This window comes from Rhizorhabdus dicambivorans, assembly GCF_002355275.1.
GTDB classification, from domain to species: Bacteria; Pseudomonadota; Alphaproteobacteria; order Sphingomonadales; family Sphingomonadaceae; genus Rhizorhabdus; species Rhizorhabdus dicambivorans.
The window spans coordinates 1,867,336-1,893,576 of sequence record NZ_CP023449.1 but is presented as its reverse complement, the minus strand read 5'-3'; the positions used below and the strand labels follow the sequence as shown (position 1 = coordinate 1,893,576).

25 protein-coding genes and 1 pseudogene are annotated in these 26,241 nt (G+C 66.2%); 13 read left to right on the top strand and 13 right to left on the bottom strand.

From position 1 onward, the window contains the following. Nucleotides 1-151 precede the first annotated feature (151 nt). From CMV14_RS09110 to CMV14_RS09085, 6 genes are all read left to right on the top strand, one after another. Complete coding sequence (locus tag CMV14_RS09110) at nucleotides 152-1,636, top strand: carboxylesterase/lipase family protein (RefSeq protein ID WP_066964356.1); 1,485 nt, start codon at nucleotides 152-154, stop codon at nucleotides 1,634-1,636. A 135-nt stretch (nucleotides 1,637-1,771) separates the two neighbouring features. Next, nucleotides 1,772-3,892: a TonB-dependent receptor gene (locus tag CMV14_RS09105; RefSeq protein ID WP_066964353.1), complete on the top strand. Its 2,121-nt coding sequence runs from the start codon at nucleotides 1,772-1,774 to the stop codon at nucleotides 3,890-3,892. A gap of 3 nt (nucleotides 3,893-3,895) precedes the next feature. Continuing rightward, on the top strand, nucleotides 3,896-5,296 hold the full coding sequence (locus CMV14_RS09100; RefSeq protein WP_066964350.1) for an FAD-binding oxidoreductase: 1,401 nt from the start codon (nucleotides 3,896-3,898) through the stop codon (nucleotides 5,294-5,296). Between the two features lie 10 nt (nucleotides 5,297-5,306). Next, complete coding sequence (locus CMV14_RS09095) at nucleotides 5,307-6,620, top strand: MFS transporter (protein ID WP_066964347.1); 1,314 nt, start codon at nucleotides 5,307-5,309, stop codon at nucleotides 6,618-6,620. Between the two features lie 61 nt (nucleotides 6,621-6,681). Beyond that, nucleotides 6,682-7,452, top strand: a complete 771-nt coding sequence (locus CMV14_RS09090; RefSeq protein WP_066964345.1) for a helix-turn-helix domain-containing protein — start codon at nucleotides 6,682-6,684, stop codon at nucleotides 7,450-7,452. Continuing rightward, on the top strand, nucleotides 7,449-8,180 hold the full coding sequence (locus tag CMV14_RS09085; protein WP_066964343.1) for a FadR/GntR family transcriptional regulator: 732 nt from the start codon (nucleotides 7,449-7,451) through the stop codon (nucleotides 8,178-8,180). The genes CMV14_RS09090 and CMV14_RS09085 overlap by 4 nt, the downstream gene beginning before the upstream one ends. On the opposite strand, the gene CMV14_RS09080 is transcribed toward CMV14_RS09085, so the two are convergent. The 5 genes from CMV14_RS09080 to CMV14_RS09060 form a co-directional block, all read right to left on the bottom strand. After that, a complete protein-coding gene (locus CMV14_RS09080) occupies nucleotides 8,165-9,061 on the bottom strand; it encodes an ROK family protein (protein WP_066964341.1) in 897 nt (298 codons plus the stop codon). The two genes, CMV14_RS09085 and CMV14_RS09080, sit on opposite strands and share 16 nt — an antisense overlap. Further along, nucleotides 9,058-10,536 (bottom strand): mannitol dehydrogenase family protein, encoded by a 1,479-nt coding sequence (locus CMV14_RS09075; protein WP_066964339.1) that lies wholly within the window; start codon nucleotides 10,534-10,536, stop codon nucleotides 9,058-9,060. Before CMV14_RS09075 ends, CMV14_RS09080 begins: the two co-directional genes overlap by 4 nt. Nucleotides 10,537-10,613: 77 nt before the next feature. Further along, on the bottom strand, nucleotides 10,614-11,159 hold the full coding sequence (locus CMV14_RS09070) for a MarR family transcriptional regulator (protein WP_083215887.1): 546 nt from the start codon (nucleotides 11,157-11,159) through the stop codon (nucleotides 10,614-10,616). A 51-nt stretch (nucleotides 11,160-11,210) separates the two neighbouring features. Then, a complete protein-coding gene (locus CMV14_RS09065; protein ID WP_066964336.1) occupies nucleotides 11,211-11,975 on the bottom strand; it encodes a Crp/Fnr family transcriptional regulator in 765 nt (254 codons plus the stop codon). After that, on the bottom strand, nucleotides 11,956-12,210 hold the full coding sequence (locus tag CMV14_RS09060; protein ID WP_066964529.1) for a DUF6894 family protein: 255 nt from the start codon (nucleotides 12,208-12,210) through the stop codon (nucleotides 11,956-11,958). Before CMV14_RS09060 ends, CMV14_RS09065 begins: the two co-directional genes overlap by 20 nt. Nucleotides 12,211-12,470: 260 nt before the next feature. On the opposite strand from CMV14_RS09060, the gene CMV14_RS09055 reads away from it, so the two are divergent. From CMV14_RS09055 to CMV14_RS09045, 3 genes are all read left to right on the top strand, one after another. Continuing rightward, nucleotides 12,471-13,160, top strand: coding sequence for a Crp/Fnr family transcriptional regulator (locus CMV14_RS09055; RefSeq protein ID WP_083215886.1), 690 nt, complete (start codon nucleotides 12,471-12,473; stop codon nucleotides 13,158-13,160). A 104-nt stretch (nucleotides 13,161-13,264) separates the two neighbouring features. Beyond that, nucleotides 13,265-13,558, top strand: coding sequence for a hypothetical protein (locus CMV14_RS09050; RefSeq protein WP_139114718.1), 294 nt, complete (start codon nucleotides 13,265-13,267; stop codon nucleotides 13,556-13,558). Nucleotides 13,559-13,672: 114 nt separating this feature from the next. Then, nucleotides 13,673-13,870, top strand: a complete 198-nt coding sequence (locus tag CMV14_RS09045) for a hypothetical protein (protein ID WP_083215885.1) — start codon at nucleotides 13,673-13,675, stop codon at nucleotides 13,868-13,870. 45 nt (nucleotides 13,871-13,915) lie between these two features. Here the strand turns inward: CMV14_RS09045 and CMV14_RS09040 are convergent, their stop codons facing one another. From CMV14_RS09040 to CMV14_RS09025, 4 genes and pseudogenes are all read right to left on the bottom strand, one after another. Continuing rightward, nucleotides 13,916-14,416, bottom strand: coding sequence for a DUF6311 domain-containing protein (locus tag CMV14_RS09040; protein WP_524539029.1), 501 nt, complete (start codon nucleotides 14,414-14,416; stop codon nucleotides 13,916-13,918). Next, nucleotides 14,393-15,579: pseudogene (locus CMV14_RS09035) on the bottom strand (DUF6311 domain-containing protein); the annotation flags it as partial. The gene CMV14_RS09040 and the pseudogene CMV14_RS09035, both read right to left, overlap by 24 nt. A gap of 17 nt (nucleotides 15,580-15,596) precedes the next feature. Further along, a complete protein-coding gene (locus CMV14_RS09030) occupies nucleotides 15,597-16,859 on the bottom strand; it encodes a nucleotide sugar dehydrogenase (RefSeq protein WP_238147237.1) in 1,263 nt (420 codons plus the stop codon). A gap of 27 nt (nucleotides 16,860-16,886) precedes the next feature. Beyond that, a complete protein-coding gene (locus tag CMV14_RS09025; protein WP_066964323.1) occupies nucleotides 16,887-17,915 on the bottom strand; it encodes an NAD-dependent epimerase/dehydratase family protein in 1,029 nt (342 codons plus the stop codon). Nucleotides 17,916-18,010: 95 nt separating this feature from the next. Between CMV14_RS09025 and CMV14_RS09020 the strand changes: the two genes are divergently transcribed. Both CMV14_RS09020 and aguB read left to right on the top strand, forming a co-directional pair. Then, the gene (locus CMV14_RS09020) at nucleotides 18,011-19,000 is read left to right on the top strand and encodes an agmatine deiminase family protein (protein WP_066964322.1); all 990 of its coding nucleotides are present in this window, start codon (nucleotides 18,011-18,013) and stop codon (nucleotides 18,998-19,000) included. 6 nt (nucleotides 19,001-19,006) lie between these two features. Next, nucleotides 19,007-19,855, top strand: coding sequence for an N-carbamoylputrescine amidase (aguB, locus tag CMV14_RS09015; RefSeq protein ID WP_066964320.1), 849 nt, complete (start codon nucleotides 19,007-19,009; stop codon nucleotides 19,853-19,855). Nucleotides 19,856-19,945: 90 nt separating this feature from the next. Here aguB and CMV14_RS09010 read toward each other — a convergent pair whose 3' ends face one another. Beyond that, entirely contained in the window at nucleotides 19,946-21,208 is a 1,263-nt protein-coding gene (locus CMV14_RS09010) for a dicarboxylate/amino acid:cation symporter (RefSeq protein WP_066964317.1), read from the bottom strand. Nucleotides 21,209-21,291: 83 nt separating this feature from the next. Between CMV14_RS09010 and CMV14_RS09005 the strand changes: the two genes are divergently transcribed. Both CMV14_RS09005 and CMV14_RS09000 read left to right on the top strand, forming a co-directional pair. Further along, entirely contained in the window at nucleotides 21,292-21,711 is a 420-nt protein-coding gene (locus tag CMV14_RS09005; RefSeq protein ID WP_066964526.1) for a response regulator, read from the top strand. A gap of 39 nt (nucleotides 21,712-21,750) precedes the next feature. Then, nucleotides 21,751-23,103 (top strand): AmpG family muropeptide MFS transporter, encoded by a 1,353-nt coding sequence (locus tag CMV14_RS09000; protein WP_066964314.1) that lies wholly within the window; start codon nucleotides 21,751-21,753, stop codon nucleotides 23,101-23,103. Between the two features lie 35 nt (nucleotides 23,104-23,138). Here CMV14_RS09000 and CMV14_RS08995 read toward each other — a convergent pair whose 3' ends face one another. The 3 genes from CMV14_RS08995 to CMV14_RS08985 form a co-directional block, all read right to left on the bottom strand. After that, the gene (locus tag CMV14_RS08995; RefSeq protein WP_096367704.1) at nucleotides 23,139-23,780 is read right to left on the bottom strand and encodes a hypothetical protein; all 642 of its coding nucleotides are present in this window, start codon (nucleotides 23,778-23,780) and stop codon (nucleotides 23,139-23,141) included. A gap of 150 nt (nucleotides 23,781-23,930) precedes the next feature. Continuing rightward, nucleotides 23,931-24,848 (bottom strand): cysteine synthase A, encoded by a 918-nt coding sequence (cysK, locus tag CMV14_RS08990; RefSeq protein ID WP_066964306.1) that lies wholly within the window; start codon nucleotides 24,846-24,848, stop codon nucleotides 23,931-23,933. Nucleotides 24,849-24,893: 45 nt separating this feature from the next. After that, complete coding sequence (locus tag CMV14_RS08985) at nucleotides 24,894-26,171, bottom strand: MFS transporter (protein WP_066964303.1); 1,278 nt, start codon at nucleotides 26,169-26,171, stop codon at nucleotides 24,894-24,896. Nucleotides 26,172-26,241: the final 70 nt, after the last annotated feature.

Sequence of the window (26,241 nt, the reverse complement as noted above, 5' to 3'; positions counted from 1 at the left end):
CGCTGCCGGAACAACCGGCCGCACGGCAGACGGTTCCCCGATGCGCGCATTCACAAAATGCCGGTCGGCACAGCATGAAGCCGCGCATTGGCGCCCTTCTCCCCGCTATGCCTTCCCCTCGATCATGCAGTAGAGTGGCGGTGGAGAGGATATGGCGGACGCGATCGCGACGACGAGCAGCGGCAGGGTGCGCGGGATAGGCGATGGCCGGGTCCGTCGCTTCCTGGGCATTCCCTACGCCGCCTCCCCGACCGGCGAGCGGCGCTTTGCCCTGCCCGTCTCCCACCCGGCTTGGGACGGCATCCGCGATGCGACCGCGCCCGGCGCCACCGCCCCCCACCGGGTGAAGGACTTCCCCGGCCTCGACGTCAGCCCGCTGATCGGCACCGGCTGGGTGCGGGGCGACGATTATCTCGCCGCCAACGTCTTCACTCCCGACGATGCGGGCACGGGCCGGCCGGTGATGGTGTGGATCCATGGCGGCGGCTTCGTCATCGGCAGCAAGGACGCCGCGATCCAGGACTGCGCGACCTTCGCACGCGACGGCATCGTCTGCTTCGCCATCAACTATCGCCTGGGCGTGGACGGCTTCCTGCCGATCCCCGGCATTCCCACCAATCTGGGCCTGCGCGACATGATCGCGGCGCTCCATTGGGTGCAGGCCAATGCCGCCGCGTTCGGGGGCGACCCCAACAACGTCACCGTCTTCGGCGAATCCGCCGGCGCCATGGCGATTGCGGACCTGATCGCCTCGCCGCTTGCCAAGGGCCTGTTCCGCCGGGCGATCATCCAGAGCGGCCATGCCGCGATGACGCGCTCGATTCCGGTGATGCAGCGGCTGGTCAGGAAACTCGCGAAGCTGTTGCGGATCACGCCTGACAAGGCCGGTTTCATGAGCGTCGACCAGGAGGCAACGCTGGACGCAGTCGATAAGGTCTCGCAGCCCACCGCCCGGATCGATCTGCGCGATGCCGATGGGCATGAGCCGGTTTTCGGGATTAGCCGCTTCGTGCCCGTCCACGGCGACGACGTGCTGCCGCTCCAGCCGCTGGAGGCGCTGAAGCGGGGCGCGGGCGCCGAAATCGATGTGCTGATCGGCACCAATGCCGAGGAGATGAACCTCTATCTCGTCCCGACCGGCGTTCGCGACAAGGTTGGCGGCCTGTTCGCCACCTTCATTCTCAGCCGCTCGCAGCCCCGGGCGCGCAAGGCACTCAAGGCCTATGGCCTGGGCCAGGCGGGAAAGAAGGCCGGCCAGGCCCTCCTCGATGCGACCAACGACCTTGTCTTCCGCTGGCCCGCCCGCCGCTTCGCAGAGGAGCACCAGGGTCGCACCCATATGTACGAGTTCGACTGGCGCTCGCCCGCATTCGGTGGCGAATTGGGGGCGTGCCACGGCATGGAATTGCCATTCACCTTCGATTCCCTGGCCTGCGCCACCGGCCCCCAGGGCCTTGCCGGAGAAGCGCCGCCGCAGGCGCTGGCTGATCGGGTCCACCGCATCTGGGTCGATTTTGCGCGGGACGGCAGTCTGCCCTGGGACGCGTTCGACCGCGAAAGCCGTAAGGTTTTTTCCCTGCTTGACGGCAAGGCGCTGCGGGAGGAACCCATGGCTGCGCAGGGCTTCCTTCCCTGATCCGATCGGCCAAGCCTAGGAGCCGCCCGGCATAGTTTAGGGGGAATCACGACCTTTCAGAAAGGTCAGCTATCTGATAGGTCCGAACTGTCCGGCACCGGATCTAACACGATGCCATTCAGGAGAGGACCTTCGATGCGTTTCACCACCCTGCTCGCCTCGGGCTGCGCCTTCGCCGCACTCGCCGCGACCCCGTCCTTCGCCCAGCAGGCCGCCCCCGCTCCGCAGGCCGCAGCGGACATCGCCGGCGACGAAGGCGAAATCATCGTCACCGCCCGCAAGCGCAACGAGACCCTGCTCGACGTTCCGGTCGCCGTCACCGCGATCTCGGGCGACACGCTGGCCAAGCGCAACATCAACTCGGTCCGCGAAGCCGCCCTGCTTTCGCCCGGCCTGAATATCGCCAGCGATGGCGCCGGCCGCGCCTTCATCTCGATCCGTGGCGTCGGCAACACGCTGGTCGGCACCGTCCAGCCGGGTGTGGGCCTGTTCGTCGACGGCATCTATCGCCCCAACACCGCCTATCTGAACAACCCGCTGCTCGACGTCGAGCGGATCGAGGTGCTGCGCGGTCCGCAGGGCACGCTCTACGGCAAGAACACGCTGGGCGGCGCGATCAACGTCATCACCCGCCAGCCCGGCAACGAATTCTCGGCACGCGGCCAGGCTAGCTATGCCGGCCCCGACAATGCCTGGCTGGTCTCGGGCTCGGTCTCCGCGCCGATCGTCCAGGACAAGCTGGCGATCCGCATCGCCGCTTCGCATCGCGAGCAGGACGGTTTCATCAACAATGTCACCATCGGCGGCAAATCGAACCCGCTCAACACCGACTCGCTGAATGCCACCATCCGGGCCACCCCCAGCGAGGATGTTACGATCACACTCAACGGCTATTATGACTGGATCAAGGGCACCAACACGCCCTACGCCCGCGTCTCCGGGCCGACCAACTATCTGCGCACCAACCAGTTCAACGCGCTGGGCATCACCAACTACAGGTATCGTGGCGTCAACGCGAAGATCGAGGCGCCGCTCGACGCGCTCAACACCAAGATCACACTCCAAGCGGCCTACGACCTGCGCAACACGAGCGCGCCCGACAATGACGCGGATTTCGGTCCGGACAATGTCGTGCGGTCCAGCGGCACCGACAAGCTGCGCACGAAGACGGTGGAACTGCGCTTCGACACCACGCTGAACGACCAGTTCTCGACCCTCGTCGGCCTGTTCTACAGCAAGGAAACACTGGACTCGAACCTGCTGCAGAACATCATTCCCCTGGCCCGCACGGTCCGCACCATCGACCATCGCGAGGGCGACACATCGGCCGTGTTCGGCACCTTGTTCTGGAAGCCCAATCCGGGCTGGGAAGTCGCGGCGGGTCTGCGTTACGATCATGAACTCCGCAAGGCCACCGGCTCGGTCGCCGGCACCGCCATCCCTTCGGCCAGGATCAAGTCGAACCAGGTTCAGCCGAAACTGACCGTGACCCGCCACTGGGATTCGACCCTGATGACCTATGCGTCGGTCGCGCGCGGCTATCGCGGCGGCGGCTTCAATCCGCCCAACGCGCCGTTCCGTACCTATAAGGGCGACTCGGCCTGGACCTATGAGCTGGGCACCAAATATGCCACGCGCGGCGTGACGCTGTCGGCAGACATCTTCTACAATGATTACAAGGACTATATCGGCCTCAACTCGATCGCGCCGGCGGTGCCGGCCGGCCTCGTCACGGTCGATCTCAATAGCGGCGATATCGAGAGCTACGGCTTCGAAATCGAGGCTGCATTCAAGCCCACGCCGCAATGGACGATCTCGGGCAGCATGACCTACCAGCACTCCCGCCTTACCGACAGCAGTGCCTATACGCGGGCCACCAATCGCGTCCTTTCCAGCGACCGCCTCACCTTCACGCCCGATCTGCTGTTCAGCCTGACTAGCGACTATGTCGTGCCCGTGGGCGACGACACGCTGACCTTCAGCGGTGGCGTCCAGGGCAAGGGCAAGCGGCTCGCCGCGACCCTCAACCAGACCACGCCGACGTTCCTGAAAGGCTATGCGCTGGTCAACGGATCGATCGCCTACCGGCACGGCCCGGTCGAACTGGCATTGTTCGGCACCAACCTGTTCAACAAGAAATATTTCGAAAGCTATATCGAGAAGACCACGCTCCAGCTGGCGGGCCTGCCGGCATCGGATCTCGGCATCATCGGCGATCGTCGTCGCTATGGCGTCCGCGCCAGCTTCGCGTTCTGATCCATGACCGCGCCGATCACCATCGATCGCAAGCCGCTGCCGCCGGGCTTCCTCGACGAGGTCCGCGCGGTGGTCGGCGAGCGGCTGCACACCGGAGAGGCGATCCGCCTCCAGCATGGGTCGAGCGAGACCCATTATGACCCGGTGCTCCCGGACGCGGTGGTGTTCGCCCATTCGACCGAGGAGGTCGCCGCGCTGGTGAAGCTGTGCGTCGCCCATGAGGTGCCGGTCGTCCCGTTCGGGGCCGGCACCTCGCTGGAGGGCAATGTCACACCTGTCCGGGGTGGCCTGACCATCGACCTCGGCGAGATGAACGCGATCGTCGAGGTTAACCAGGAGGATTTCGACTGCACCGTCCAGGCCGGCGTGCGGCGCGAGCAGCTCAACGAATATCTGCGCGACCAGGGCCTGTTCTTCCCGATCGATCCGGGCGCCAACGCCACGATCGGCGGCATGGCCTCGACCCGCGCCTCGGGCACCAACGCGGTGCGCTACGGCACGATGCGCGAGGCGATATTGTCGCTGAAGGTGGTGACGCCGGAGGGCAAGGTCATCCGCACTGCCAGGCGTGCCCGCAAGTCCGCGGCGGGCTATGACCTGACCCGGCTGATGATCGGCGCCGAAGGCACGCTGGGCATCATCACCGAGATCACGCTGCGGCTACACGGCATCCCCGAGGCGATCAGCTCGGCGGTCTGCTCGTTCGAGAGCCTGAAGGGCGCGGTCGATACCGTCGTGCAGTCGATCCAGCTTGCCGTGCCGGTGGCGCGGATCGAGATCCTCGACGCGGCCCAGATGCGCGCCTGCAACGCCTATTCGAAGCTGAGCTATCCGGAGAAGACCACCCTCCTCTTCGAGTTCCACGGCTCGGAACGCTATGTGCAGGAACAGGTCGAGACGGTGCGCGAACTGGCCAGCGGCAATGGCGGCGACGAGTTCCTCTGGTCGAACCTGCCCGAGGAGCGTTCGAAGCTCTGGAAGGCTCGGCACGAGGCCTATTATGCCGCCATCGCCCAGCGTACCGGCGCGATCGGCTGGACGACCGACGTCTGCGTGCCGATCAGCCGGCTCGCCGAATGCATCGTCGAGACCCAGCAGGATCTCGCCGGATCGGCGGTGCCGTCGACCATTCTCGGCCATGTCGGCGACGGCAATTTCCACGTCATCTTCGCGATCGACCCCCATGCGCCCGAAGAGATGCACGAGGTGGAAGCGATCAACGACCGGCTGGTCCAGCGCGCGCTGGGGATGGACGGCACCTGCACGGGCGAGCATGGCATCGGCATCGGCAAGCAGCGCCATCTGGTCGACGAGCTGGGCGATGCCGTGGACATGATGCGGCTGATCAAAAGGGCGATCGACCCCAAGGATCTGTTCAATCCCGGGAAGATATTCCAGCTGTAGGCCGCCCGACATGCACCGCGCACCTCACCCCGGCCACAGCCGGGAGACGGGCTTCGCCCGCTCGATTCCCGCGCTGGTCGCGCTGTCGCTCGCCATCGCGGCCGGCAACCAGGCGCTCAACCTGTTCAGCATCGTCCAGGAAGCCGCCAAGGCGGAACTGGCGCTGAGCGACACCCAGCTGGGTTTCATCCAGGGCGTCGGCGCCGCGCTGCCGCTCGTCCTGCTGTCGCTGCCGATCGGGCGGATGATCGACCATCGCAACCGGATCCGGGTGATGATCGGGCTGGCTTTGTCGGCGGTCGCCGGGCTGCTGGTGATCGCCTTCGCCAATGGCGCGACGGCGCTGTTCATCGGCCGGATGTTCACCTCGCTTGCCGCCAATTGCGCGGTCGCGGCGTGCATCTCGATCGCCGCCGATCTGTGCGTCCCGGCCCGCCGGGGCAGCGCGATGCTGATCCTCACCCTTGGCAAATGGGGCGGCACGGCGGGGTCCTTCGCGCTGGGAGGCTGGCTGTTCGGCCTGCTCGGCGAGATGCCCCTGCCCGCCTGGACGGGCCTGACCGAGCCCTGGCGCGGCGCGCATCTCGTCGTGGCGGCAATCACCGTGATCGCGATCCTGCCGCTCTTCTTCCTGCGCGAGCCGCCCCGCCGCGAGACGATCGCGGGCGAAGGCGCGCCTTTACGCGTGGTGCTGCGCGAAATCGTCGCGCGGCGCGGCTTCATCCTGCCGATGTTCGCGGGGCAGATCGCGGTGGCGATGGTCGACATCGCCGCCGGCATCTGGGCGGCCCCGGTGCTGTCGCGCAACTACGGCCTCCAGCCGCAGCAATTCGCCCAATGGATGGGGCTGGTCGTGTTCGCGGCGGGGATAGCCGGGTCGCTGTCGGGAGGCATCGCCGCCGATTTCGGGCACCGCACCGGCCGGCGCGGCGGCATCCTGCTGGGCGCGGTCGGCGCCACCATCCTTTCGGTGCCGCTCGCGCTGTTTCCGCTCGCACCCGACGAGCCCAGCTTCGCGATCATGCTCGGGCTGTTCCTGTTCTGCGGCACCGCCGCCGGGCTGATCGTCAGCACCGCCATCGCCGTGCTGCTGCCCAATGAACTGCGCGGGCTGTGCATCGGCCTGTTCATCGCGATGGCAGGGATCATCGGCTTCGGCCTTGCCCCCGTGCTGATCACCGTCGTCAGCGGCCTGCTCGGCGGCGAAGCGCAGCTTGGGACCGCGCTCGCCATCGTCGGGGTGGCGACCACCGCGCTCGCCTCGATCGCCTTTCCGCTGGCGATGCGCCACGCCCCGCAAGACTCCACATCAAAACCTTTCTGATAGGTATTGCAAAACCTATCAGAAAGGTTCATGGAGAGAGCCTGACGGGCGAGGTGCGGATATGAAGGCTGGTGAGCGCGAGTGGATTCAGGTCTCCCATGAGATGGGCGCGCTGCTTGGTGGCGGGACGGTTCCCCAAAAAGCCTGGCCCGCCGATCCGGTCGCCCTCGGCTTTCGCTATGGCGGTGTTGGGGCTCCGGCGACGGTCCATTGGCATGCCGCCCCAAGGCCGTCGGATTTCGAGGGCGAGCCGCTGGTCCTGATCGTGGCCGCCGATGCCGTCCGGCGGCTGTTCGGCACGCTGCCCGCCGGAATATCCAGTGGCTTCCACATCACGCGGGAACTGCGCGAGATCGCGCTGGCCATCCGGGATTGCGCGCTTCCCGAAGCAGCGCGTGAACCCTATCGCCTCGCCAAGAGCATCGAACTGCTGTGCGACACGCTCCGCCTGATCGGGGCGGATGCGCTGGTGCCGGTTCTGGGGGATGGCCTGCTGTCCCAGGAGGACAGCCGCCGCATCCTTGCCGCCCGCGCGATGATCGACGAACGCTGGGCCGAGAAACTGACCCTGGACAAGCTGTCGCGCGCCTGCGGGCTCAACCGCGCCAAGCTGACCCGAGGCTTCCGCGAGATGTTCGATTGCTCGATCGCCGATGCGCTGGCGGAGAAGCGGCTGGAGGGCGCGCGGAGCCTGCTGCTGTCGACCGACCTTCCGATCGCCTCGATCGGCTATCGTTGCGGCTATCTCAACAATGCCAGTTTCACCCGGGCGTTCACACGGCGCTTCGGCACCGCGCCGACCCAGTACCGCGCCGGCAGGCTGGCGGCATGAGTTCGCATCCGCCCGGCGCCTATGGCCCCGGCGAGGGGCTGTCGCTCGTCCAGCAGGCGATGCAGGCCGTCCGCGACCATATCCGCGACAATGACCTGAAAGTGGGCGACACGCTGCCCGGCGAAGGCCATTTTGCCAGCCAGCTCGGCGTCAGCCGCGCGGTGATGCGTGAGGCGTTCGGCGCGCTGGCGGCATTGCGCCATATCGACGTCGCCAATGGCCGCCGCGCGCGGGTCGCGGGTATCGACGGATCGGTGATGGCCGCCTCGCTCGACCATGCGGTGGCGACCTCGCAGGTGTCGATCAGCGAGATCTGGGACGTCCGCCGCACCCTGGAGGTCCGTACCGCCGAGCTGGCCGCCGAAAAGCGGAGCGATGAGGAAGCGGCGCGGATCGTGGCGTTCGCCGAAGCGATGGCGGAGGCGGGGGACGACATGGAACAGGTCACCGCCGCCGATGTGGCGCTTCACCAGGCGATCGCCGAAGCCAGCCGCAACCCCTTCTTCCTGAACATCATCCGGTCGTTCGGCACGCTGATGAAGATGGCGGTTCCCGCCGCCTGGCAGACCCGCACCACCGACGGCCAGCGCAGCGACGTGATCGCCCGGCACCGCGCGCTCGCCAGGGCGATCGCCGATCGGGACCCCGCCGCCGCCCGGCGGCTGATGAGCGATCATTTCGATCGCTCGATCGACGATATGCTGCGAAGCGCTCAGCTCGAGCGGTAGGCGAGCGCAATGGCGCCGAGTGGCCCGGCTCTGTCGCCGAGCGCCGGCGGCATGATGATCCCCGCCAGTTCGGCCTCTCCAACCCCCGCGACATAGCCGTTGAGCCGTTCGGCGGTGCGCGCACGGACCCTGGCCAGCACCCCCTGCCTATGCTGGAAGACGCCACCGCCGATCAGGATGCGGCGGGGCGACAAGGTCAGCATCAGCATCGCCATCGCCTCGGCCAGCTCGGCCGCCACCCGATCCCACACGGGATGATCGTCGGGGATCGCCGCACCGTCCATGCCGGCGCGCGCGCCGAGCGCGGGGCCGGAGGCCAAGCCCTCCAGGCAATCGCCATGGAATGGGCAGACCCCCGCAAAATCATCGCCGGCGGTGCGGCGGACGCGCAGATGCCCCAGTTCGGGATGGATCAGGCCATGGAGCGGCTCGCCATTCACGATCACGCCGCCGCCGATGCCGGTGCCGATCGTGATGTAGATGGCGACGTCGCAGCCCCGCGCCGCGCCCCAGCGATGCTCGGCCAGCGCCGCGCCCGCCACATCGGTGTCGAAACCGATCGGCAGGCCGAAGCGCTTCCTGAAATGGCCGACCAGATCGGTTCCCTGCCAGCCGGGCTTCGGCGTCGAGGTGATATGGCCGTAATCCGCCCGCGACCGATCCAGCCCCACCGGCCCGAAGCTGGCGATGCCGAGCGCTTCCGGGCGGCCATGCTCGGCCTGCCAGGCCTCCAGCCGGTCGCCGATCACGCCCAGCGTCTGCTCGGGTTGCCCGGTCGGAAAGCGCGCGCTGGCGAGTATCCGGCGGCCCCGCACGATCAGCGCGATCGCCTTGGTGCCGCCCAGTTCGATCCCCGCGAACAGCCGATCATCCTCGCTCAAAAGCCCTGCTCCTCCGCCAGCCGCTCCAGTGCCGCCCGGCAACCCAATGCGTAGATCGCGGCGAGGCTGCGCGCCACCGTGGCAACGAAGCCGACATGGTCGACCAGGTCGCCGAACAGACTCGCGATCCGCAGCACCGGCAACGGATCGGGCCCGCCTTCGATCGTCCGTTCGCGCAGCAGCGCCGCCAGCGGATGGCGCACCTCGATCGGCCCGCCCGCCTCATCCTCGCCGCGCATCCGTCTGATCCAGGCCGCGACGCCGAAGCCGAGGAGATCGACCGGCTCCTCTTTTGTGAGCCGGTCACGGACCGGATCGAGCAGATAATTCAGCGCGGCATCGCTGTTGACCCGTTCCACGCGGTCGCGGATCGCCGGATTGGCGAAACGCCGGATCAATGTCGCCTTGTAGCGATCGAGGTCGATGCCCGGCACCGGCGGCAGGGTCGGTCCCGTCTCGGCATCCATCAGCCGGGCCATGAACCGGCGGACCAGACCGTCCGCCATGGCTTCATGAACATAGTCGTGGCCCATCAGCCGTGCCGGGCCCGCTATCGCCAGGTGGCTGGCGTTGAGCAGCCGCAGCTTCATCAACTCATAGGGCGTCACATCATCCACGAACTGCGCGCCGACACTATCCCAGGCGGGCCGGCCGTCGGCGAAGTCGTCCTCGATCACCCACTGGCTGAAGCTTTCGCAGAAGACCGCCGCCGCATCGTCGATGCCGTGCCGCGCGGCGAGATCGGCGATATCCTCGGGTCGCGTAACCGGGGTGATGCGGTCGACCATCGTGCTCGGGAAGCGAGCGTGGCTGGCGATCCAGGCAGCCAGTGCGGGCGACCGCCAGGCGGCGAAGTCGAGCACCGCCTGGGCCAGCATATGCCCGTTATGCTGGATATTGTCGCAGCTCATCGCAGTGAAGGCGCCGAAACCCGCGATCATCCGCTTGCGGAAAGCTTCGACAATGATCCCCACCGCGCTGCGCGGATGCCCAGGATCGGCGAGGTCGGCCAGGATCGCCGGATGATCGCGGTCGAGCCGCCGGGTGGCGGCATCGAGGCAATAGCCATGCTCGGTGACGGTAAGGCTGACAATGCGGGTTTCCGGTCGGGCCATGGCCTCGACCAGGGCGGCGCTGCTTCCCGCTGCGAGGATCGTGCCCACCAGCGATCCGACGATCGCGACCCGCTCGCCCTCGCCGCGCTCAACCAGCGTGTAGAGCCAGTCCTGCGCGCGCAGGTGATCATGGAGCGGAGCATCGCCAGGCAGAAGCCCTGCCCCCATGATCCCCCAGGCCGATGCGGACGGCTCGCGCGCCATCAGCGCGTCGGTATAGCGCGCCATATGCGCCCGGTGGAAATTGCCCAGACCGATATGAACGATCCCCGGCTTCAGCGCCGCCCGGTCATAGGCGGGAACGGCCACCCGCCGGGCAAGGATGGGAAGCTGGGCTTGGCTGGGCCGGGACGCGGACATGCCCCATTGACGCCGGTGGAATGGGAAAGGGAAGAGCCGGCTCCGATCGGCAATATCTTCCTGCCGAAGGGCGAAGCCTATTCGCCGCCGGAGCCATCCGCAGGGGCCGCGACGCGATCGCGCAACCGGGCGCGCATCGCATGGAGCAATTCCGTGCTCTGCGCCATCTGCGCCGGATCGACGCCCGCCATCACCTCTCGGCAGAGCCGGCTGGCGGTCACCTTGACCAGTTCGATCACCGGCTGCGCGGCCGGGGTCAGCCTGATCCGGCGCGCTCGGCGATCCTTGTCGACGACGCGCTCTATCAGGCCGCGTTCCTCCAGCGCATCCAGCTGGCGGACGAGGGTCGAGCTTTCGATGCCGACCTGGCGGGCCAGATCGGTCTGGTTGAGCGCCGCCTGCGATTCCGCGATCCGCCACAGCGTGATCCAGCGGACATGGGTCAGCCCCTGGTCCCGAAGCTGATAATCCATCGCCGCCTGCCACTGGCGATGAACCGCGCCGATCTCGGCGACGAACAATATGCTGGGATCATAGCAGGCTGGATCGAGCGAAGCGCACGTAGGAGCGTCATCCCGCTCCCCGGCGGCTTTCTCTCCTGCGTCCCACGAAGTTTTTGTCATTGAACGTTCGCATAGCCGTTCGTCGCATTCGATACAATCCGGACGGGGCGATCAGCGGGCCCGCTTATCGAGGAAGAGATAATCGGTGGAGAATTCGGCGACCCTGCGCAGCCGATCGATATCGTGAATAGTCACCCGCCCGCTACGGAAGGTGACAAGCCCCTGCTCGCGCAGTTCGCGCAGCACCCGATTGACATGGACCGATGTCAGCCCGACGCATTCGGCCAGGTCGCTCTGGGTCAGTGGCAGCGCATAGGATCGCTCGTCGGCCATGTCGACCACCGACAGGCGGACCTGCATTTCACACAGAAGATGCGCAATCCTTGCCAGCGCATCGCGCCGTCCCAGCGACACCGTCCAGGCACGGTGGAGCGCGCCATCGAGATTTGTCGAAAGCCATAGCATCCGGCCAAGGTGCGGCAGCCGTTCGGTGATGTCCTGAAGCGCGGAATGCGGCACCCAGCTTATCCAGCATTCGGTCAGTGCGATGACGTCCTGATCGAGCCGTTTGAGGGTGAAACTGTGGAGATCGGCGAAGTCGCCGGGAATATGTATCTCGGAAATCTGGCGCTGGCCGTCCCGCATATCCTTCGAGCGACCCAATATCCCTTGGACCAGCAGCGCCGAACGCTCGAGCGGCACACCCTCGCGGACCACCACGGAGCGCGCAGCCATGCGCTCCGGAGGCCTGATGATGTCGCGCAGCGCCTGTTCCTCTTCCGCATCGATGCCGTCGCGCAGGCGCAGCTTCAGCAGCAGCTTGTCGGCGCCGTCCCCGGCGCGCGGCGACGTCGGCTCACGTGCGTTCGTCGCCATCGCGCACCTCCACTGCTTCGGCGAAGGGCACCTCGAGCAGCAGATTGCCATTCTGGTCGGTTATCCGGATCATACCTCCAAAATCCAGCAGGCCGCGATTTAGTTCCTCACCCAGAATGGATCTGATCGCGATTATCGCCCGCACCCGCGCACTTTGCATGTCGGGAAGATCCACGCCTTCGTCGTCATGCGTTTCTCCCGTGCCGTTGAAGACGTGGAAATAGAACTGCGGCATGATCGGACAAGCCTCACGGAGGGCCTGCGAAGCGGAACGCCGCGCGTCCGGCAGGCGATTGGAATCGCTGATCAAACCCGTCGATGACAGGGAAGTTGCAATTCATTTCACAAACTTAACCTACGGCAATCTCATTTCGGGGCTTCCCGGATTAGGAGGATGCGCATCGATCAAAACGGAGGCCGAAACGGGGGCCGCCGCGCTCAGGGGTGCGACGCCAGGGGATGATTACGGAAAAATTCCTGAAGGGACGGCGCGGCATGTCGCTGGTGCCAGCCGAGCGGACGGCTATCGAAAAGGCGGTGAGCGAGATACGGGCGATCCCGCCCCGCACCATCCTGATCGAAGCGGGCCGCCCGCTGCGCCACAGTGCGCTCATCATCGACGGGCTGGTCTGCCGCACGATTTCCGATCGCGATGGCCTGCGCCAATTCGTCGGCCTGCACCTTCCCGGCGATTTCGTCGATCTGCACAGCTATGCGCTGTCGAACCTGGAACATGACATTTCGTCGGTCACCCAGGCGCGGGTCGCGATTGTGCCGCACGACCGGATCGACATGCTGGTCACGGACACCACGCTCGCCCGCAAATTATGGTTCGCGACCTTGCTGGACGCGGCCATGCATCGTGCCTGGCTGTTTCGGCTCGGCCGTCTCGACGCAATGGGCCGGGTGGCGCATTTCCTGTGTGAAACCAATGCGCGGCTATGCGCGGTCGGTCTCAGCGACGGTCGCAGCTTCGCGCTCGACCTGACCCAGAACGATCTGGCCGAAATCTGCGGGGTCACCAGCATCCACATGAACCGTATCCTCCGGCAGCTTCGCGAAGATGGCCTGGTGACGATGCGTTCGTCGCTGGTCGAAATCATGCAGCCCGAACGCCTCGCCGCCCGGGGCCAGTTCGACGGTTCCTATCTGTATCTCGACGACGGCCATCCTGGGCCTGTGTGACTCGGTGACGCTACGGTAAGCTTATCGACCACTAATCTGCATCATATCGCCCTGCCACGGATATGGGGTAGGCCACACAGGCGCTGCACGATGAGGCTGCCAGCTTGGCAGGCTCGCAGGCGATCGGATGCACCATGCCGCTGACCCTGGGTTCCCCTGTCGAAGGTGCGTCGCGCCCCAGCTTCCATGCTTCGCTCGACGGGCAGGCGGCGATCGTCGAACTCGACAGTGGCGCCGTGTTCCGGCTGGCGAAGCAGGCTACCCCCGGCGAGATCGCCGAGGTTCTGCAGAGCAAGCGCGAGGAAATAGAGGACGCCGCCACCCGCCTTGCGGGGGACGGCTTCATCACCCATCGCGACGGCGGGGTGGAAATATTGATCACGGCCCTCGATCTCTGAGCCGATCGTTGGAAGGCGCATTGTCGGCAAACGTTCGGCTTACCTCCTTCCGCCTTTTCGGGGAACTGCCGCTGCCGCCGACGGGTTTGGATGCCTATCGACAGGAGAGCAGCCATGCAGAAAGACGGCAAGTGGAAGGGCGAGGGCAATTACGAGGCCGCCCGCCAATATGACGAAGGCGCGACCGCGCACGCCCGGGATAAGGACAAGGTGAAGACCGAGGCGGAAGCCGCGAAGACGGCGGTCGACGGTCCGGAGGGAGACGAACTCCGGGCCGCCGAGAAGGAAGGCCGCAGCCACGCCCGCAGCTGACCGAGGCAGGTTCAGCCGGTTCCGGTCAAACCAGCCGAACTGAAATCAGCGGGCCGGTCGGGCCGCGAAGCCGGGCGCGAACAGCGGGATACCGTCGACGGTACCGACGAAGTCGCCGGATGTCCGCCTCATACCCGCCAGTCGGTCCGCCGGCACGCCATCGGTTATCCAGAGCGTGTCGCGCGGCAGACTGCCCGACGTGAACTGGTGGGCGCGAAGCTGGGTCAGGCGATCGAGCGCGCCCCTGTCGTAACGCGCCAGATAGGTGATGCCGCTGCCCATGCCCTGGTCAAGCGCCCACATATTCAGGTCACGATAAAAGGGCGCGTGATTGCGGGGCACGATCAGGCCTATCGCCCGGTAGCGCCCTTTCGCCTCGTCCCAGAAGCGCGATTGCAGCCCCGTCGGCCAGGCGGCGCCGCGCCGCGCGAACGTCTCGGCATAGGCGCTCCAACCGGCACTGCTGTCGATGATCTGCACCAGCGCCGCGACCGCCAGCAGCGACGAGGCGAACGGACGCCGCCACCCCTTCGCCACGCCCCACATGATGATCAGCATCACGACATAGGCGACCGGCCAGACGAAACGGCCGGTGCTGCGGAACATGTTCCCGATTCCCACTAGCGGTGCGGGCCAGGGCAGGCTCAGCATATGCCCCCCATTTCGACGTGGTTGCTGAGCGAGAATAGCGCGCAGCCCGCCAGGATGATCGCCAGCGGCCAATGCTGGCGATCCAGCCGCAGCTTCGGGCGCAGCCGTCCGCCCGCGGCCACCGCCGCCACCGCCAGCAACAGCACGCCGAGGCCCAGATAGGCGAAGCCCTCTATCTGTTCGGGCTTGGTCGCGATGTCGGGCAGGAAGAGCGACCAGCCACCAGGATCGATCGCGGTGAGCAGGTTCGCCTTGTAGATCGCGAAGCCCCACTCAACGCTCATGGTCCCGGCGTTCGCGGTATCGATGCCGGCTCCCTGCAGCCAGAACACCCCCGACAGCCTGGCCACGGCGAAGGCGGCAGCCGGCCCCAGCACCGCGCCGAGCAGGATCGTCCTGGGCGCCTCGCGGGCGGCTATCAGGGCGCGGAAGATGTCGGCCAGCCAGATCGCCGCGACCAGCGCGAGCAGATATGGGTGGGTAAGGACCGCCACCGCGAGCAGCGCTGCCCACCAGAGCGCGCGCCGCCGCAGATCCGGCGACAGATAGAGGAACAGCGCCGCTAATATCTGCCATTGGCCGACGAGCGTCATGTGGAAGACCGCGGGCGTGGCGATCCGGATCAGGAAGAAGGGGGTGAACAGGAACAGCAGGGCGATGGCCAGCCGCTGTTCGACATGGGGGGTCAGCTTGCGCGCGATCGCATGGGCGAACAGCCCCTGGAGCAGGAAGCAGAGCAGCAGCCACCAGCCGAAATATTGAAAGGGCGTAGGCAATATCGGGCCGAGCAGCTTGAACGGCAGCGCCATCAGCGGATTGGCGTCGGCCATCATCACGCTGCCGGCGATGTCGAGCCCGTAGGAGGGATTCGCGGCGGGGGGCCAGCCCCACGGGCTCGCCCTGAAGAAGGCCCAGCCGAGATAGTTGGTCGCCGCGTCCGCCTCGGACAGCCAGGCGATGTTGGTGGGATCGAGCGGCGCCGGCCCCACCACCAGCAGAAAGGCCGCGAGCCCGAGCAGCAGCGCGCCTCCGCGTTCCGCCCAGCTCCTGCGGTTCATGGCGGCGCGAAGTCCGCTCAGAGCGACCAGCGCTTGACGCCGGCGGGCAGATCGAGGCCGCCCCACATCCCCTTGAGATCGGCGACCATGCCGCCCTCGCCCACCAGCGCGGCAAGCCGGTCGGCGGACATCCCCGCATAATCGGCATGGGAAACCGCGCCGATGACGACATCGAACCGCTGCTGGAGCGCGTCGCCCGCCAGATCGACCCCATATTCGTGGCGCGCCTCGGCGGGATCGGCGAGCGGATCGTGGATCACCACCTCATGGCGCAGCCATTCGAGCCGGCGGACCACGTCTATCACCCGCGAATTGCGCAGGTCGGGCACATTCTCCTTGAAGGTGAGCCCAAGGACCAGGATACGCGAGCCGCTCGGGATACGCTCGTGAATCTGGTCGGCGACCCAGCCTCCCATCCCGTCGTTGATACCGCGGCCGGCCAGGATGACGCGCGGATAATGGCCGAGCTGCTGGGCGAGATGGCTGAGATAATAGGGGTCGACGCCGATGCAGTGCCCGCCGACGAGCCCCGGCACGAACTTCAGGAAGTTCCACTTGGTCCCGGCGGCGGCAAGCACGTCCCACACCGATATGCCGACCTTGCCGAAGATCTGCGTGATTTCGTTGACGAAGGCGATGTTGATGTCGCGCTGGGCATTCTCGATCACCTTGGCCGCCTCGGCGACCTTGATCGATGCGGCGCGGAAAGTGCCCCCCGTCGTTACCGCACCATAGACCTGGCAGAGCGTATCGAGCACGTCGGGATTTTCGCCAGCCACCACCTTGGTAATGCGGTCGACGGTATGCTCGCGGTCGCCGGGATTGATGCGTTCCGGGCTGTAGCCGAGGAAGAAGTCGGTGCCGCGCTTCAGGCCCGACAGCTTCTCCAGCTCGGGCCCGCACAAATCCTCGGTCACGCCGGGATAGACGGTGCTCTCATAGACGATGATCGTGCCCCTGCCGGGCTTCAATATCCTGGCGACACTGCGGGTCGCCGACATCACTGGGCCGAGATCGGGCTGGTTGGCATGATCGACCGGAGTGGGCACGGTGACGATGATGACGTCGGCCTCCGCGCCCGCTTCGATATCGGTCGCATATTCCAGCGGCGATGCCGCCAGCGCCGCGCCGTCCAGCTCGTTGGTGCGGTCGTGGCCGTTCCGCAGCTCGTCGACCCGGCCCTTGTCGATATCGATGCCGACCGTGGGGAAATGCCTGGCCAGCGCGGCCGCGAGCGGCAACCCGACATAGCCCAGACCGATCACGGCAACCCGGCTCACTCCCCTACCCACGCTTACTCCCCCAAGCTATCGCCCCGCCACCTTGGCGACTTGCCGATACCAAGGCAATGCCTCGGCCAGCCCCTCCTCGATGCGGTGGCTCGGCCGATAGCCTATCGTCCGTTCGGCCGCGCCGATATCTGCCAGAGAATGGCGAACGTCGCCGGCCCGGAAATCCCCATGATCCGGGGCCAGCCCATAAGCCACGCCCTCACGCGCGAGCCCGTCGCGCAGAAGCCCGAACAGTTCGGTCAGACTGGTGCGCTCGCCGACCGCGATGTTTAGCAGGATGGTCTCGCCCGCTGGCGCGAACAGGGCCGCGCGCAGATTGGCCTGCACCGCATTGGCGACATAGCAGAAGTCCCTGCTCGTCTCGCCATCGCCGTGGATCGCCACCGCCTCGCCCGCGATCATCGCTGCGGCCCAGCGCGGGATGACGGCGGCATAGGCGCCTTCGGGGTCCTGGCGCGGGCCGAACACGTTGAAATAGCGCAGCCCAACCGAACCGAAGCCGTAGCCGCGCCGATAGACGTCGGCGGTCAGCTCATTGTGCAGCTTGGTCAGCGCATAGGGCGAGAGCACCCGGCCCAGCCTATCCTCCACCTTGGGCAGGTTCGGCTCATCGCCATAGACCGAACTGGACGAGGCGTAGGCGAAGCTGGCGACGCCGGCCAGCCGGGCCGCATCGATGACATTCGCGAAGCCTGTGGCATTGACGTCATGGGTTGTGAGCGGATCGGCGAGCGAGCGCGGCACCGATCCCAGCGCGGCCTGATGAAGGACATGATCGACGCCCCGGACCGCGGCAGCACAGGCGGCGCGATCACGGATGTCGGCCTCCATGAAGGCGAAATTCGCCCAGGCGGGCGCACCAACCCTTATCCGCACATCCTCCAGATTGCTGCGATGGCCGGTCGCGAAATTGTCGAGCCCGCGCACCTTCTGTCCAGCGCGCAACAGCGCCTCGACGAGGTGGGAACCGATGAAGCCCGCCGCCCCCGTCACCAGCCATTGCGCCGAACGGGAAGCGAGCGCGTGGTCCAGATCCATCGTCATGACCCACGCCTAGCCCAACTTTCGCGCAACGGGAATCCGCCATTTGGCCGATTCACCTCTTTGAACCGTCACGCCCCATCGCTATCTGGCGCGCCATGACCGACTTTCGCCAGCCAGCCGAATGGGCCCCGCATGACGCCGTCTGGATCGGCTTCCCCAGCCATCCGGAGCTTTGGGAAGAGGATCTCGAGCCCGCGCGCGGCGAGGTGGTCGCATTTGCGCGCGCCGTCCATGCCGGCGGCAAGGGCGAGAAGGTGGTCCTCGTCGCCGCCGACGCGGCCTCGGCCGATCGCGCCGCCGAACTGGCCGGCGATGCCGCGCAGACCATCGTCGAACCGTTCGGCGACATCTGGCTGAGGGATTCCGCACCGATCATCGTCCATGGTCCAAGCGGGCTCACCGCCGCCGATTTCGGCTTCAACTGGTGGGGCGGCAAATATGAGCTGCCCGGCGACGAGAGCATCGGCGCTCGCCTTGCCGCGCGCACGGCGCTGCCGATCCGCAGCCATGACTGGATTTTCGAGGGAGGCGCGATCGACATCGACGGTGCCGGCATCGGCGTCACCACCGAGCAATGCCTGCTCAATCCGAACCGCAATCCCGGTCTCGGCCGCGCCGACATCGAGGCGCGGCTGCGCGAGGGGCTCGGCGTAGATCGCCTGCTGTGGCTGGGCGACGGTCTGCTCAACGACCATACCGACGGCCATGTCGACAACCTCGCGCGCTTCGTGGCGCCCGGCGTGCTCGCCATTCCGGAGGCGGCCGGCCGCGACGACCCCAACGCCGCGATCTTCGCCGACGCGCGGGCCCGCGCGCTGGCGTTCGGGCTGGACGTCGTCCCCCTCCCCTCGCCGGGCCTGGTCGAAGACGACGGCGAGATCATCCCCGCTTCCTATATGAACTTCTACATCGGCAACGCGTCGGTGGTGGTGCCGCTCTACGGCGCCGCCAATGACGAGGCGGCGGTCGATGCGATCGGCCGGCTGTTCCCGACCCGCGCGGTTGTGGGTTTCCGGGCGGACCATATATTGACCGGCGGCGGCAGCTTCCATTGCATCAGCCAGCAGATTCCGGCGCGGGGATAAGCGATCATGACCCAGGTTACCGTAGCCGCGCTCCAGCTCGCCTTCAGCGACGATATTGACGCGAACATCGCCGAGGTTTCGAAACTGGTCCGCGAGGCGGCGGCCAGGGGCGCGCAGGTGATCCTGCCGCCGGAGCTGTTCGAAGGCCATTATTTCTGCCGGGTCGAGGACGAAGGCATGTTCACCCGTGCCAAGCCGCTGGCCGAGCACAAGGCAGTCACGTCGATGCAGGCGCTCGCCGCCGAGCTGAAGGTCCATATCCCGACCAGCTTCTTCGAGGCGGATGGCCCGCACCATTATAACAGCCTGGCGATGATCGGCCCCGACGGGAAGGTCGGCGGCGTCTACCGCAAGACGCACATCCCCGACGGGCCGGGCTATGAGGAGAAATTCTACTTCCGGCCCGGCAACACCGGCTTCAAGGCTTGGCCCGCCGCGGGCACGACGATCGGCGTCGGCATCTGCTGGGACCAATGGTATCCGGAAACCGCCCGCGCGATGATGCTGATGGGCGCCGAGGTGCTGTTCTACCCGACCGCGATCGGCAACGAGCCGCACGACCCCGATCTCGACACCAGCCGGCTGTGGCGCCGCGCGATGATCGGCCATGCCGTGTCGAACGTCGTCCCCGTCGTCGCCGCCAATCGCATTGGCACCGAGGACGGCCAGACCTTCTATGGTCACAGCTTCATCTGTGACCAGCGCGGCGACCTGCTGGCCGAGTTCGGGGCGACCGAGACCGGCGTGCTGACGGCGACCCTCGACATCGATCTCGCGAAGCGCCACCGCGCAGCCTTCGGCTTCTTCCGCGATCGTCGGCCGGAACTGTACGGGCGGCTGGTCCAGGATATCTGAGCTTGCCGTCGCCCCGGCGGAGGCGGAGGCGCAAGCGGCGAGGGCACGACTATTTCTTGACGGCCCCGGCCTCCGCCCGGGCAACGCTTGTCACGGCGCGGGCGGCGGCTCGATCTCGGCCGGTTCGATCGGATCGAGTGTACCCTCCCACTTCGCGATCACCACGCTCGCCACGGCATTACCGACCACGTTGGTCGCCGAACGGCCCATGTCGAGGAAATGGTCGACCGCGAGGATCAACAGCAGGCCCGCCTCGGGAATGTCGAAGAAGGCCAGGGTCGAGGAGATGATGACGAGGCTGGCGCGGGGCACCCCGGCGATGCCCTTGGAGGTCACCATAAGGATCAGCAGCATGGTGATCTGATGGCCCAGGGTCAGTTCCACCCCATAAGCCTGCGCGATGAACATCGTCGCGAAGGTGCAATAGATCATCGAGCCGTCGAGATTGAACGAATAGCCGAGCGGCAGCACGAAGCTGGCGATGCGCGGCGGCACGCCGAAGCGGTCGAGCGCCTCCAGGGTGCGCGGGAAAGCGGCCTCGGAGGATGCGGTGCTGAAGGCGAGCAGGATCGGCTCGCGGATGTAGCGGATCAGCAGCTTCGATCGCCCGCCGACGATCAGCCAGCAGAGCAGCAGCAGCACGATCCAGAGCACGATCATGGAAAGATAGAAGCTGCCCATGAACTTGCCGAAGCTGATCAGGATGCCCGGCCCCTGCTCGGCCAGCGCCGTTGTGACCGCGGCGAACACCGCGAACGGGGCGAAGCGCATCACATAATCGGTGATCTGGAGCATCACATGCACCAGCGCCTCGATTCCCCGCACCAGGGGCGCGGCGCGCTCTCCGATCGCGGTGATGGCGACGCCGGTGAACACCGAGAAGACCACGATCTGCAATATCTCATTGGTCGCCATCGCCTCAAAGAAGCTCTTGGGCACCAGATGCGTCACGAACTGCTTGAGCGAGAATTCGGTCTGCGCCAGCCCCGCGGATGCCCCCTCCGGCGGCAGCACCAGATCGGCGCCGACGCCGGGCTGGAAGAGGTTGACCATGATCAGGCCCAGGGTCAGCGACAGCAGGCTGGCGCCAATGAACCACGCGATCGATCGCGCCCCGACCCGGCCCAGCGCCGCGGTGTCGCCCATATGGGCGATGCCGCTGACCAGCGTCGCGAACACCAGCGGCGCGATGATCATCTTGATCAGCCGCAGGAACAGATCCGTAAGGATCGAAATATGGCCGGTGACGTTGGTTAGTGTCTCGGGGTCGCTGATCGTCCGGTTGAGGGTGATGCCCAGGATGATGCCGGCGACCATCGCGAAGAGGATGTAGAGGGTGAGGCGCTTGGCCACGGGCGTCTCCGCAAAGAAATATTGCCTGTGGTCGGGCCAAAGGCCGGCCGGGTCAAGTGCCCGCTGTCGGCCGGGGAGATGCGATGCTGTTCGGTACGAAGGAGCCCCGGCTGAAAAATCTCCTCATCGTCGAGGATGAACCGCTGATCGCGTTCGACAACGAGCATTTCCTGGCCACCCACGGCTATGAGGTGGTGGCGACGATCGACACCGCCGAAGCCGCCTTCGCCGCGATTGCCGAAGGCGGGATCGACCTCGTCCTCGCGGATGTCCGGCTCAACGAAAGCGACGGTCGGGATGTCGCCATCCGGGCACGCGATGCCGGCATCCCGGTCCTGTTCGTGACCGCGACCTGCCCGGTCGACGCACCCGAGATCGCGACCGGCTGTCTCGCCAAGCCCTATACGCAGAAGGAATTGCGGCAGGCGATCGAGGCCATCGAGGCGACGCTCGACGGAAACAGGCCCAAAACCCTTCCCAGGGGACTGAGCATTTACAAATAGGGCCCTTCCCTCGTCCCGGCCGGCCGCTATGCTCGCGCGATGAACGACATATCGGGGTCGGACGGCACGGCCGTCGCAAGCAGCAACGGGATCATCGCGGCGATCCGGCCCTATACCGAGCCGGCACCGCTCGCCGCCCTGTTCCTGGGGATCAGTTCCGGCTTCCCCTATGCGATGATCGGAGCGACCCTTACCACCCGCCTCGCCCAGGACGGAATTGACAAGAAGGCGGTGACCGCCTTCACCCTGGCCTTCCTCGTCTACAACCTCAAATTCCTCTGGGCCTGGATCGTCGACGGGGTGCGGCTGCCGATCATCGGCCATCTCGGACAGCGTGTGTCGTGGATGATCGTGATCGGCCTGCTGGTGATCGCGTCGGTGATCAACCTCGCCCTGGTGGATCCCAGCGCCAGTCTCGCCCAGACGGCGGTGGCGGCGATATTGGTCGGGGCGGCGGGCGCCACCTTCGACATCATCATCGACGCCTATCGCATCGAGCTTCTCGAAGCCCGCCAGTTGGGTGTCGGCGCCGGCATGTCGCAATATGGCTGGCGGATCGGGTCCGCGACGGCCGGCGCGCTGGCGCTCATCCTGGCCGAACGTATCGGCTGGAGCGGCGCCTATGCCGCCTGCGCCACCTTCGCGCTGCCGGCGATGATCACCGCCCTGCTCATGGGCGAGCCGGCGCGCCATCGCGAACCGACGATGCGCCGGACCCGCAGCGAGGTGCTGGCCTCGATCCTCGGTCCGCTTGCCGAGTTCTTCCGGCGCAGGGGCGCCCTGCTGGTGCTGCTGTTCATCCTGCTTCACAAGATCGGCGACACCCTCGCCAACCTCACCTTCCGGCTGCTGTTCGACAGCCTCGGCTATACCAATGACGAGATCGCCATCTACGATGTCGGCTTCGGCTTCTGGGCCTATCTGATCGGCATCTTCATCGGCGGCATGCTCTATTCGCGGCTCGGCATGAAGCGGTCGGTGCTGATCAGCCTGGTGCTGATGGCGATATCGAATCTGAGCTTCGCCGGGCTGGCGGCCAGCGGCCACAGCAACTGGGCGATGGCCGGCGCGATCGGCTTCGAGAATATCGCCAGCGGCATCGGCGGGGTCTGCGTCGTCGCCTATTTCTCGGCGCTATGCGACCTGCGCTTCACCGCCGCGCAATATGCCCTGATCTCGGCCGCCGCCAGCATCATCGGCCGCCTGCTCACCGGCACCAGCGCGGGCGCGATGCTGGAGGCGATCGGCTATGTGAACTTCTATCTCTTCACCACCCTCATCGCGCTGCCCGGCATCATCCTGTTCTGGCTGATGATGCGGGCGGGCCTGATCGACCAGTCGATCGGCAGCGCGGGGGAAGAGATTGGTGGGGAAGCCAGCGCCGCCGGCTGAGTGCCTTTTCCCCCGGCCGGACCGGTGTTCTTGCCCTATGGCTTAGCGGTTCCCGGGATCACCGGAGTGGCCGTCGACGGTATCAGCGGCAATGTTGCCGCGTTCTGGTTGGTCGTACTCGATCCGACGATCAGCTTGTTTTCCACTTTCGGCGGCGGATCATTGGGCAACCTGGCCAACAGGATGAAGGAGTTGTCGATGATCTTGATCAACTGCTCCCTGTAATCCGCCTCAGAGAAAATTCCATTGGCGTGGGCCATGCATGCTTCCCACGCCAACCGCCGGATCACATCGGAAGCCTGGGTTCGGGTAAAGGTCTGGAGCAGACCTGATGTGACGGCATCCTGCACAGCCCCCTTCCCAGCAAGGGTGACGGCCGTGGCGCTAGACCGCGCGCTGATCGCATCGGCATGCGCTTCTATGCACACCACCCACTGGCTGTACTTTGGAACCGGGCGACCGTCCTTGAGGACATATTGACCATCCTTGTTGTCATAGGTGACCTTTTCCAAAACTCTTATCAGCCGCCGTTCCCCGCTTACCTTCTGCGTTTTGTTGGAATCCCGCCCAGACACATATTTATCGGAGGTGACTGGACGGTCAGCGATCGAATTGATGACACCGGCACAACCGGATACAAGAAAAGCCACACACAGCGCAGAAGCGATCCTCAGCATTAGCTGCCCTCCCGAAAGTTCGGGAGCCATCGTGCTTCGGTCATCGAAAGCCGTCCATGCCGTAATAAAACGCATGGCCCGGCACTCAGCGCCTAGAGGGCGCCAAGGCGGTTCTGGCTTGAAGGAGCTAAGGCGCCCCTCCGCTGATGGTCACTCCGGCAGGAAATCCGGGACCGACAGGTAACGCTCGCCGGTGTCGTAATTGAAGCCCAGCACCCGCTTGCCCGGCGCTTCCTTCAGCTTCTGGGCGATCGCGGCCAGGGTCGCGCCCGAGCTGATGCCCACCAGCATCCCCTCCTCGCGGGCCGAGCGGCGGGCGAATTCCTTGGCCTCGGCGGGATCGACCTGGATCACGCCGTCGAGCAGCTGGGTATGCAGGTTGGCGGGAACGAAGCCCGCGCCGATGCCCTGGATCGGATGCGGGCCCGGCTGCCCGCCGGAGATGACCGGCGACAGCGTCGGCTCGACCGCGAACACCTTGAGGCCCGGCCAGCGGGCCTTGAGCACCTGCGCGCAGCCGGTGATATGGCCGCCGGTGCCGACTCCGGTGATCAGGATATCGATCGGGCTGTCCTTGAAGTCGGCGTAGATTTCCTCGGCCGTCGTGCGGACATGGACGTCGATGTTCGCGGCATTCTCGAACTGCTGCGGAATCCAGGCGCCCGGCGTCTGCGATTGCAGCTCCAGCGCGCGTTCGATCGCACCCTTCATCCCCTTTTCGCGCGGGGTGAGGTCGAAGGTAGCGCCATAGGCCAGCATCAGCCGGCGCCGTTCAATCGACATGCTCTCGGGCATAACCAGGACGAGCTTGTAGCCCTTGACCGCCGCGACCAGCGCCAGGCCGATGCCGGTGTTGCCGCTGGTCGGCTCGATGACGGTGCCGCCGGGCTTCAGCTTACCCGATCGTTCGGCCTCCTCGATCATCGCCAGGGCGATACGGTCCTTGATCGATGCGCCCGGATTGCTGCGTTCGGATTTGATCCACACCTCGGCTTCACCGAACAGCCGGTTGACGCGGATGTGCGGAGTCCCGCCGATCGTCTCCAAAATCGATGCATATTTGGTCATGCCGTCTTCTCCTGGACCATAATCAGATGTGAGCTTGATCGGCGATCAGGCTCGGGGGACGTCCTCGAACGACCTGGGCGGGTCGAATGTCCGCGCCCGCAATATCTCCGGGAAAAGTTTCGCCCACAAGATGGCGACAACGATCGTGCCGATCCCGCCAGCGACCACCGCCACGACCGGCCCGACCGCCGCGGCGAGGAAGCCCGATTCGGCTTCGCCCAGTTCGTTCGAGCCGGAGATGAAGAGCGACGAGACGGCCCCGACGCGGCCGCGCATCGCATCGGGCGTGTAGAGCTGGATCAGCGTCTGGCGGACATAGACCGACACCATGTCGGCCGCGCCGAGCAGGCCAAGCGCGCCAAGCGCCGTCGCCATCGGCATCGACGTGTTCTGCGACAGCCCGAAAACAATGGTGCCGGTGCCGAAGATGGCGACCGCGACGAGCAGCTTGAAGCCGACATTGCTGCGCAACGGATAGCGACTGAGCCAGAAGGCGACGATCACGGCGCCAACGGCGGGCGCCGCCCGGAGATGGCCGAGCCCATCCGAACCAACATGCAATATGTCGCGCGCATAGATGGGCAGCATCGCCGTCGCGCCGCCGAGCAGCACAGCGAACAGATCAAGCGAGATGGCGCCGAGCACCAGCCGGTTGCGCCGAAGATAGGAAAGGCCCTCCAGCATCTGCGCCCAGGGATTACGGCTACCGTCGACCTCGGTGCGCGGTACCGGGCCGATCAGCATCAGCATCAGCACCGCCACGCCAAGCAGCGCGGCAGCGACCGTATAAGCGAGCGGCGGATCGATCGCATAGAGATAACCGCCGAGCGGCGGCCCCGCGATTCCGCCGACCTGCCAGGCGACCGAGCTGGTAGCGATCGCGGCCGGCAGCAGCGCGGGGGGCACGAGATTGGGCGACAGCGCCTGGAGCGCCGGTGCCGCGAAGGCCCGCGCCACGCCGAGCAATGCCGCGACCGCGAACAGCGCCGGCAAGGTAATCGTATCCCGCCAGGTCATAACGGCGAGGGCGATCGCGCAGAGCAGTTCCAGCGCCGTGGTGGCACGCGCGATCCAGCGGCGGTCGAGCCGGTCGGCGGCAAGCCCCGTGACCAGCGTCAGCAGCATCAGCGGCAGGAACTGCGCCAGCCCGATCAGCCCGAGCTGCAGCGCCGCCTCACGCGGGGGCATGGTTCGCCGGGCAACGTCATAGACCTGCCAGCCGATCACGACGACCATGCCGTTCAGCGCGATCGTCGAGCTGAAACGCGCGAGCCAATAATAGCGATAGGCGGGAATCGAGAAAGGAGACGGGCTGCGGGCCATGCTTTCCTCTAAGCGCTCGACCGATACCCCGGCAACCGCGCAGGTGCAGGGTCAGGACAATTTCTACTAT

Bases quoted from the DNA above. Each gene is read 5' to 3' on its own strand.
- CMV14_RS09110 (WP_066964356.1), top strand. From the start codon at position 152: ATGGCGGACGCGATCGCGACGACGAGCAGCGGCAGGGTGCGCGGGATA.
- CMV14_RS09105 (WP_066964353.1), top strand. From the start codon at position 1,772: ATGCGTTTCACCACCCTGCTCGCCTCGGGCTGCGCCTTCGCCGCACTC.
- CMV14_RS09100 (WP_066964350.1), top strand. From the start codon at position 3,896: ATGACCGCGCCGATCACCATCGATCGCAAGCCGCTGCCGCCGGGCTTC.
- CMV14_RS09095 (WP_066964347.1), top strand. From the start codon at position 5,307: ATGCACCGCGCACCTCACCCCGGCCACAGCCGGGAGACGGGCTTCGCC.
- CMV14_RS09090 (WP_066964345.1), top strand. From the start codon at position 6,682: ATGAAGGCTGGTGAGCGCGAGTGGATTCAGGTCTCCCATGAGATGGGC.
- CMV14_RS09085 (WP_066964343.1), top strand. From the start codon at position 7,449: ATGAGTTCGCATCCGCCCGGCGCCTATGGCCCCGGCGAGGGGCTGTCG.
- CMV14_RS09075 (WP_066964339.1), bottom strand. From the start codon at position 10,536: ATGTCCGCGTCCCGGCCCAGCCAAGCCCAGCTTCCCATCCTTGCCCGG.
- CMV14_RS09070 (WP_083215887.1), bottom strand. From the start codon at position 11,159: ATGACAAAAACTTCGTGGGACGCAGGAGAGAAAGCCGCCGGGGAGCGG.
- CMV14_RS09065 (WP_066964336.1), bottom strand. From the start codon at position 11,975: ATGGCGACGAACGCACGTGAGCCGACGTCGCCGCGCGCCGGGGACGGC.
- CMV14_RS09060 (WP_066964529.1), bottom strand. From the start codon at position 12,210: ATGCCGCAGTTCTATTTCCACGTCTTCAACGGCACGGGAGAAACGCAT.
- CMV14_RS09055 (WP_083215886.1), top strand. From the start codon at position 12,471: ATGTCGCTGGTGCCAGCCGAGCGGACGGCTATCGAAAAGGCGGTGAGC.
- CMV14_RS09045 (WP_083215885.1), top strand. From the start codon at position 13,673: ATGCAGAAAGACGGCAAGTGGAAGGGCGAGGGCAATTACGAGGCCGCC.
- CMV14_RS09040 (WP_524539029.1), bottom strand. From the start codon at position 14,416: ATGTGGGGCGTGGCGAAGGGGTGGCGGCGTCCGTTCGCCTCGTCGCTG.
- CMV14_RS09025 (WP_066964323.1), bottom strand. From the start codon at position 17,915: ATGACGATGGATCTGGACCACGCGCTCGCTTCCCGTTCGGCGCAATGG.
- CMV14_RS09020 (WP_066964322.1), top strand. From the start codon at position 18,011: ATGACCGACTTTCGCCAGCCAGCCGAATGGGCCCCGCATGACGCCGTC.
- aguB (WP_066964320.1), top strand. From the start codon at position 19,007: ATGACCCAGGTTACCGTAGCCGCGCTCCAGCTCGCCTTCAGCGACGAT.
- CMV14_RS09005 (WP_066964526.1), top strand. From the start codon at position 21,292: ATGCTGTTCGGTACGAAGGAGCCCCGGCTGAAAAATCTCCTCATCGTC.
- CMV14_RS09000 (WP_066964314.1), top strand. From the start codon at position 21,751: ATGAACGACATATCGGGGTCGGACGGCACGGCCGTCGCAAGCAGCAAC.
- CMV14_RS08995 (WP_096367704.1), bottom strand. From the start codon at position 23,780: ATGCTGAGGATCGCTTCTGCGCTGTGTGTGGCTTTTCTTGTATCCGGT.
- cysK (WP_066964306.1), bottom strand. From the start codon at position 24,848: ATGACCAAATATGCATCGATTTTGGAGACGATCGGCGGGACTCCGCAC.
- CMV14_RS08985 (WP_066964303.1), bottom strand. From the start codon at position 26,171: ATGGCCCGCAGCCCGTCTCCTTTCTCGATTCCCGCCTATCGCTATTAT.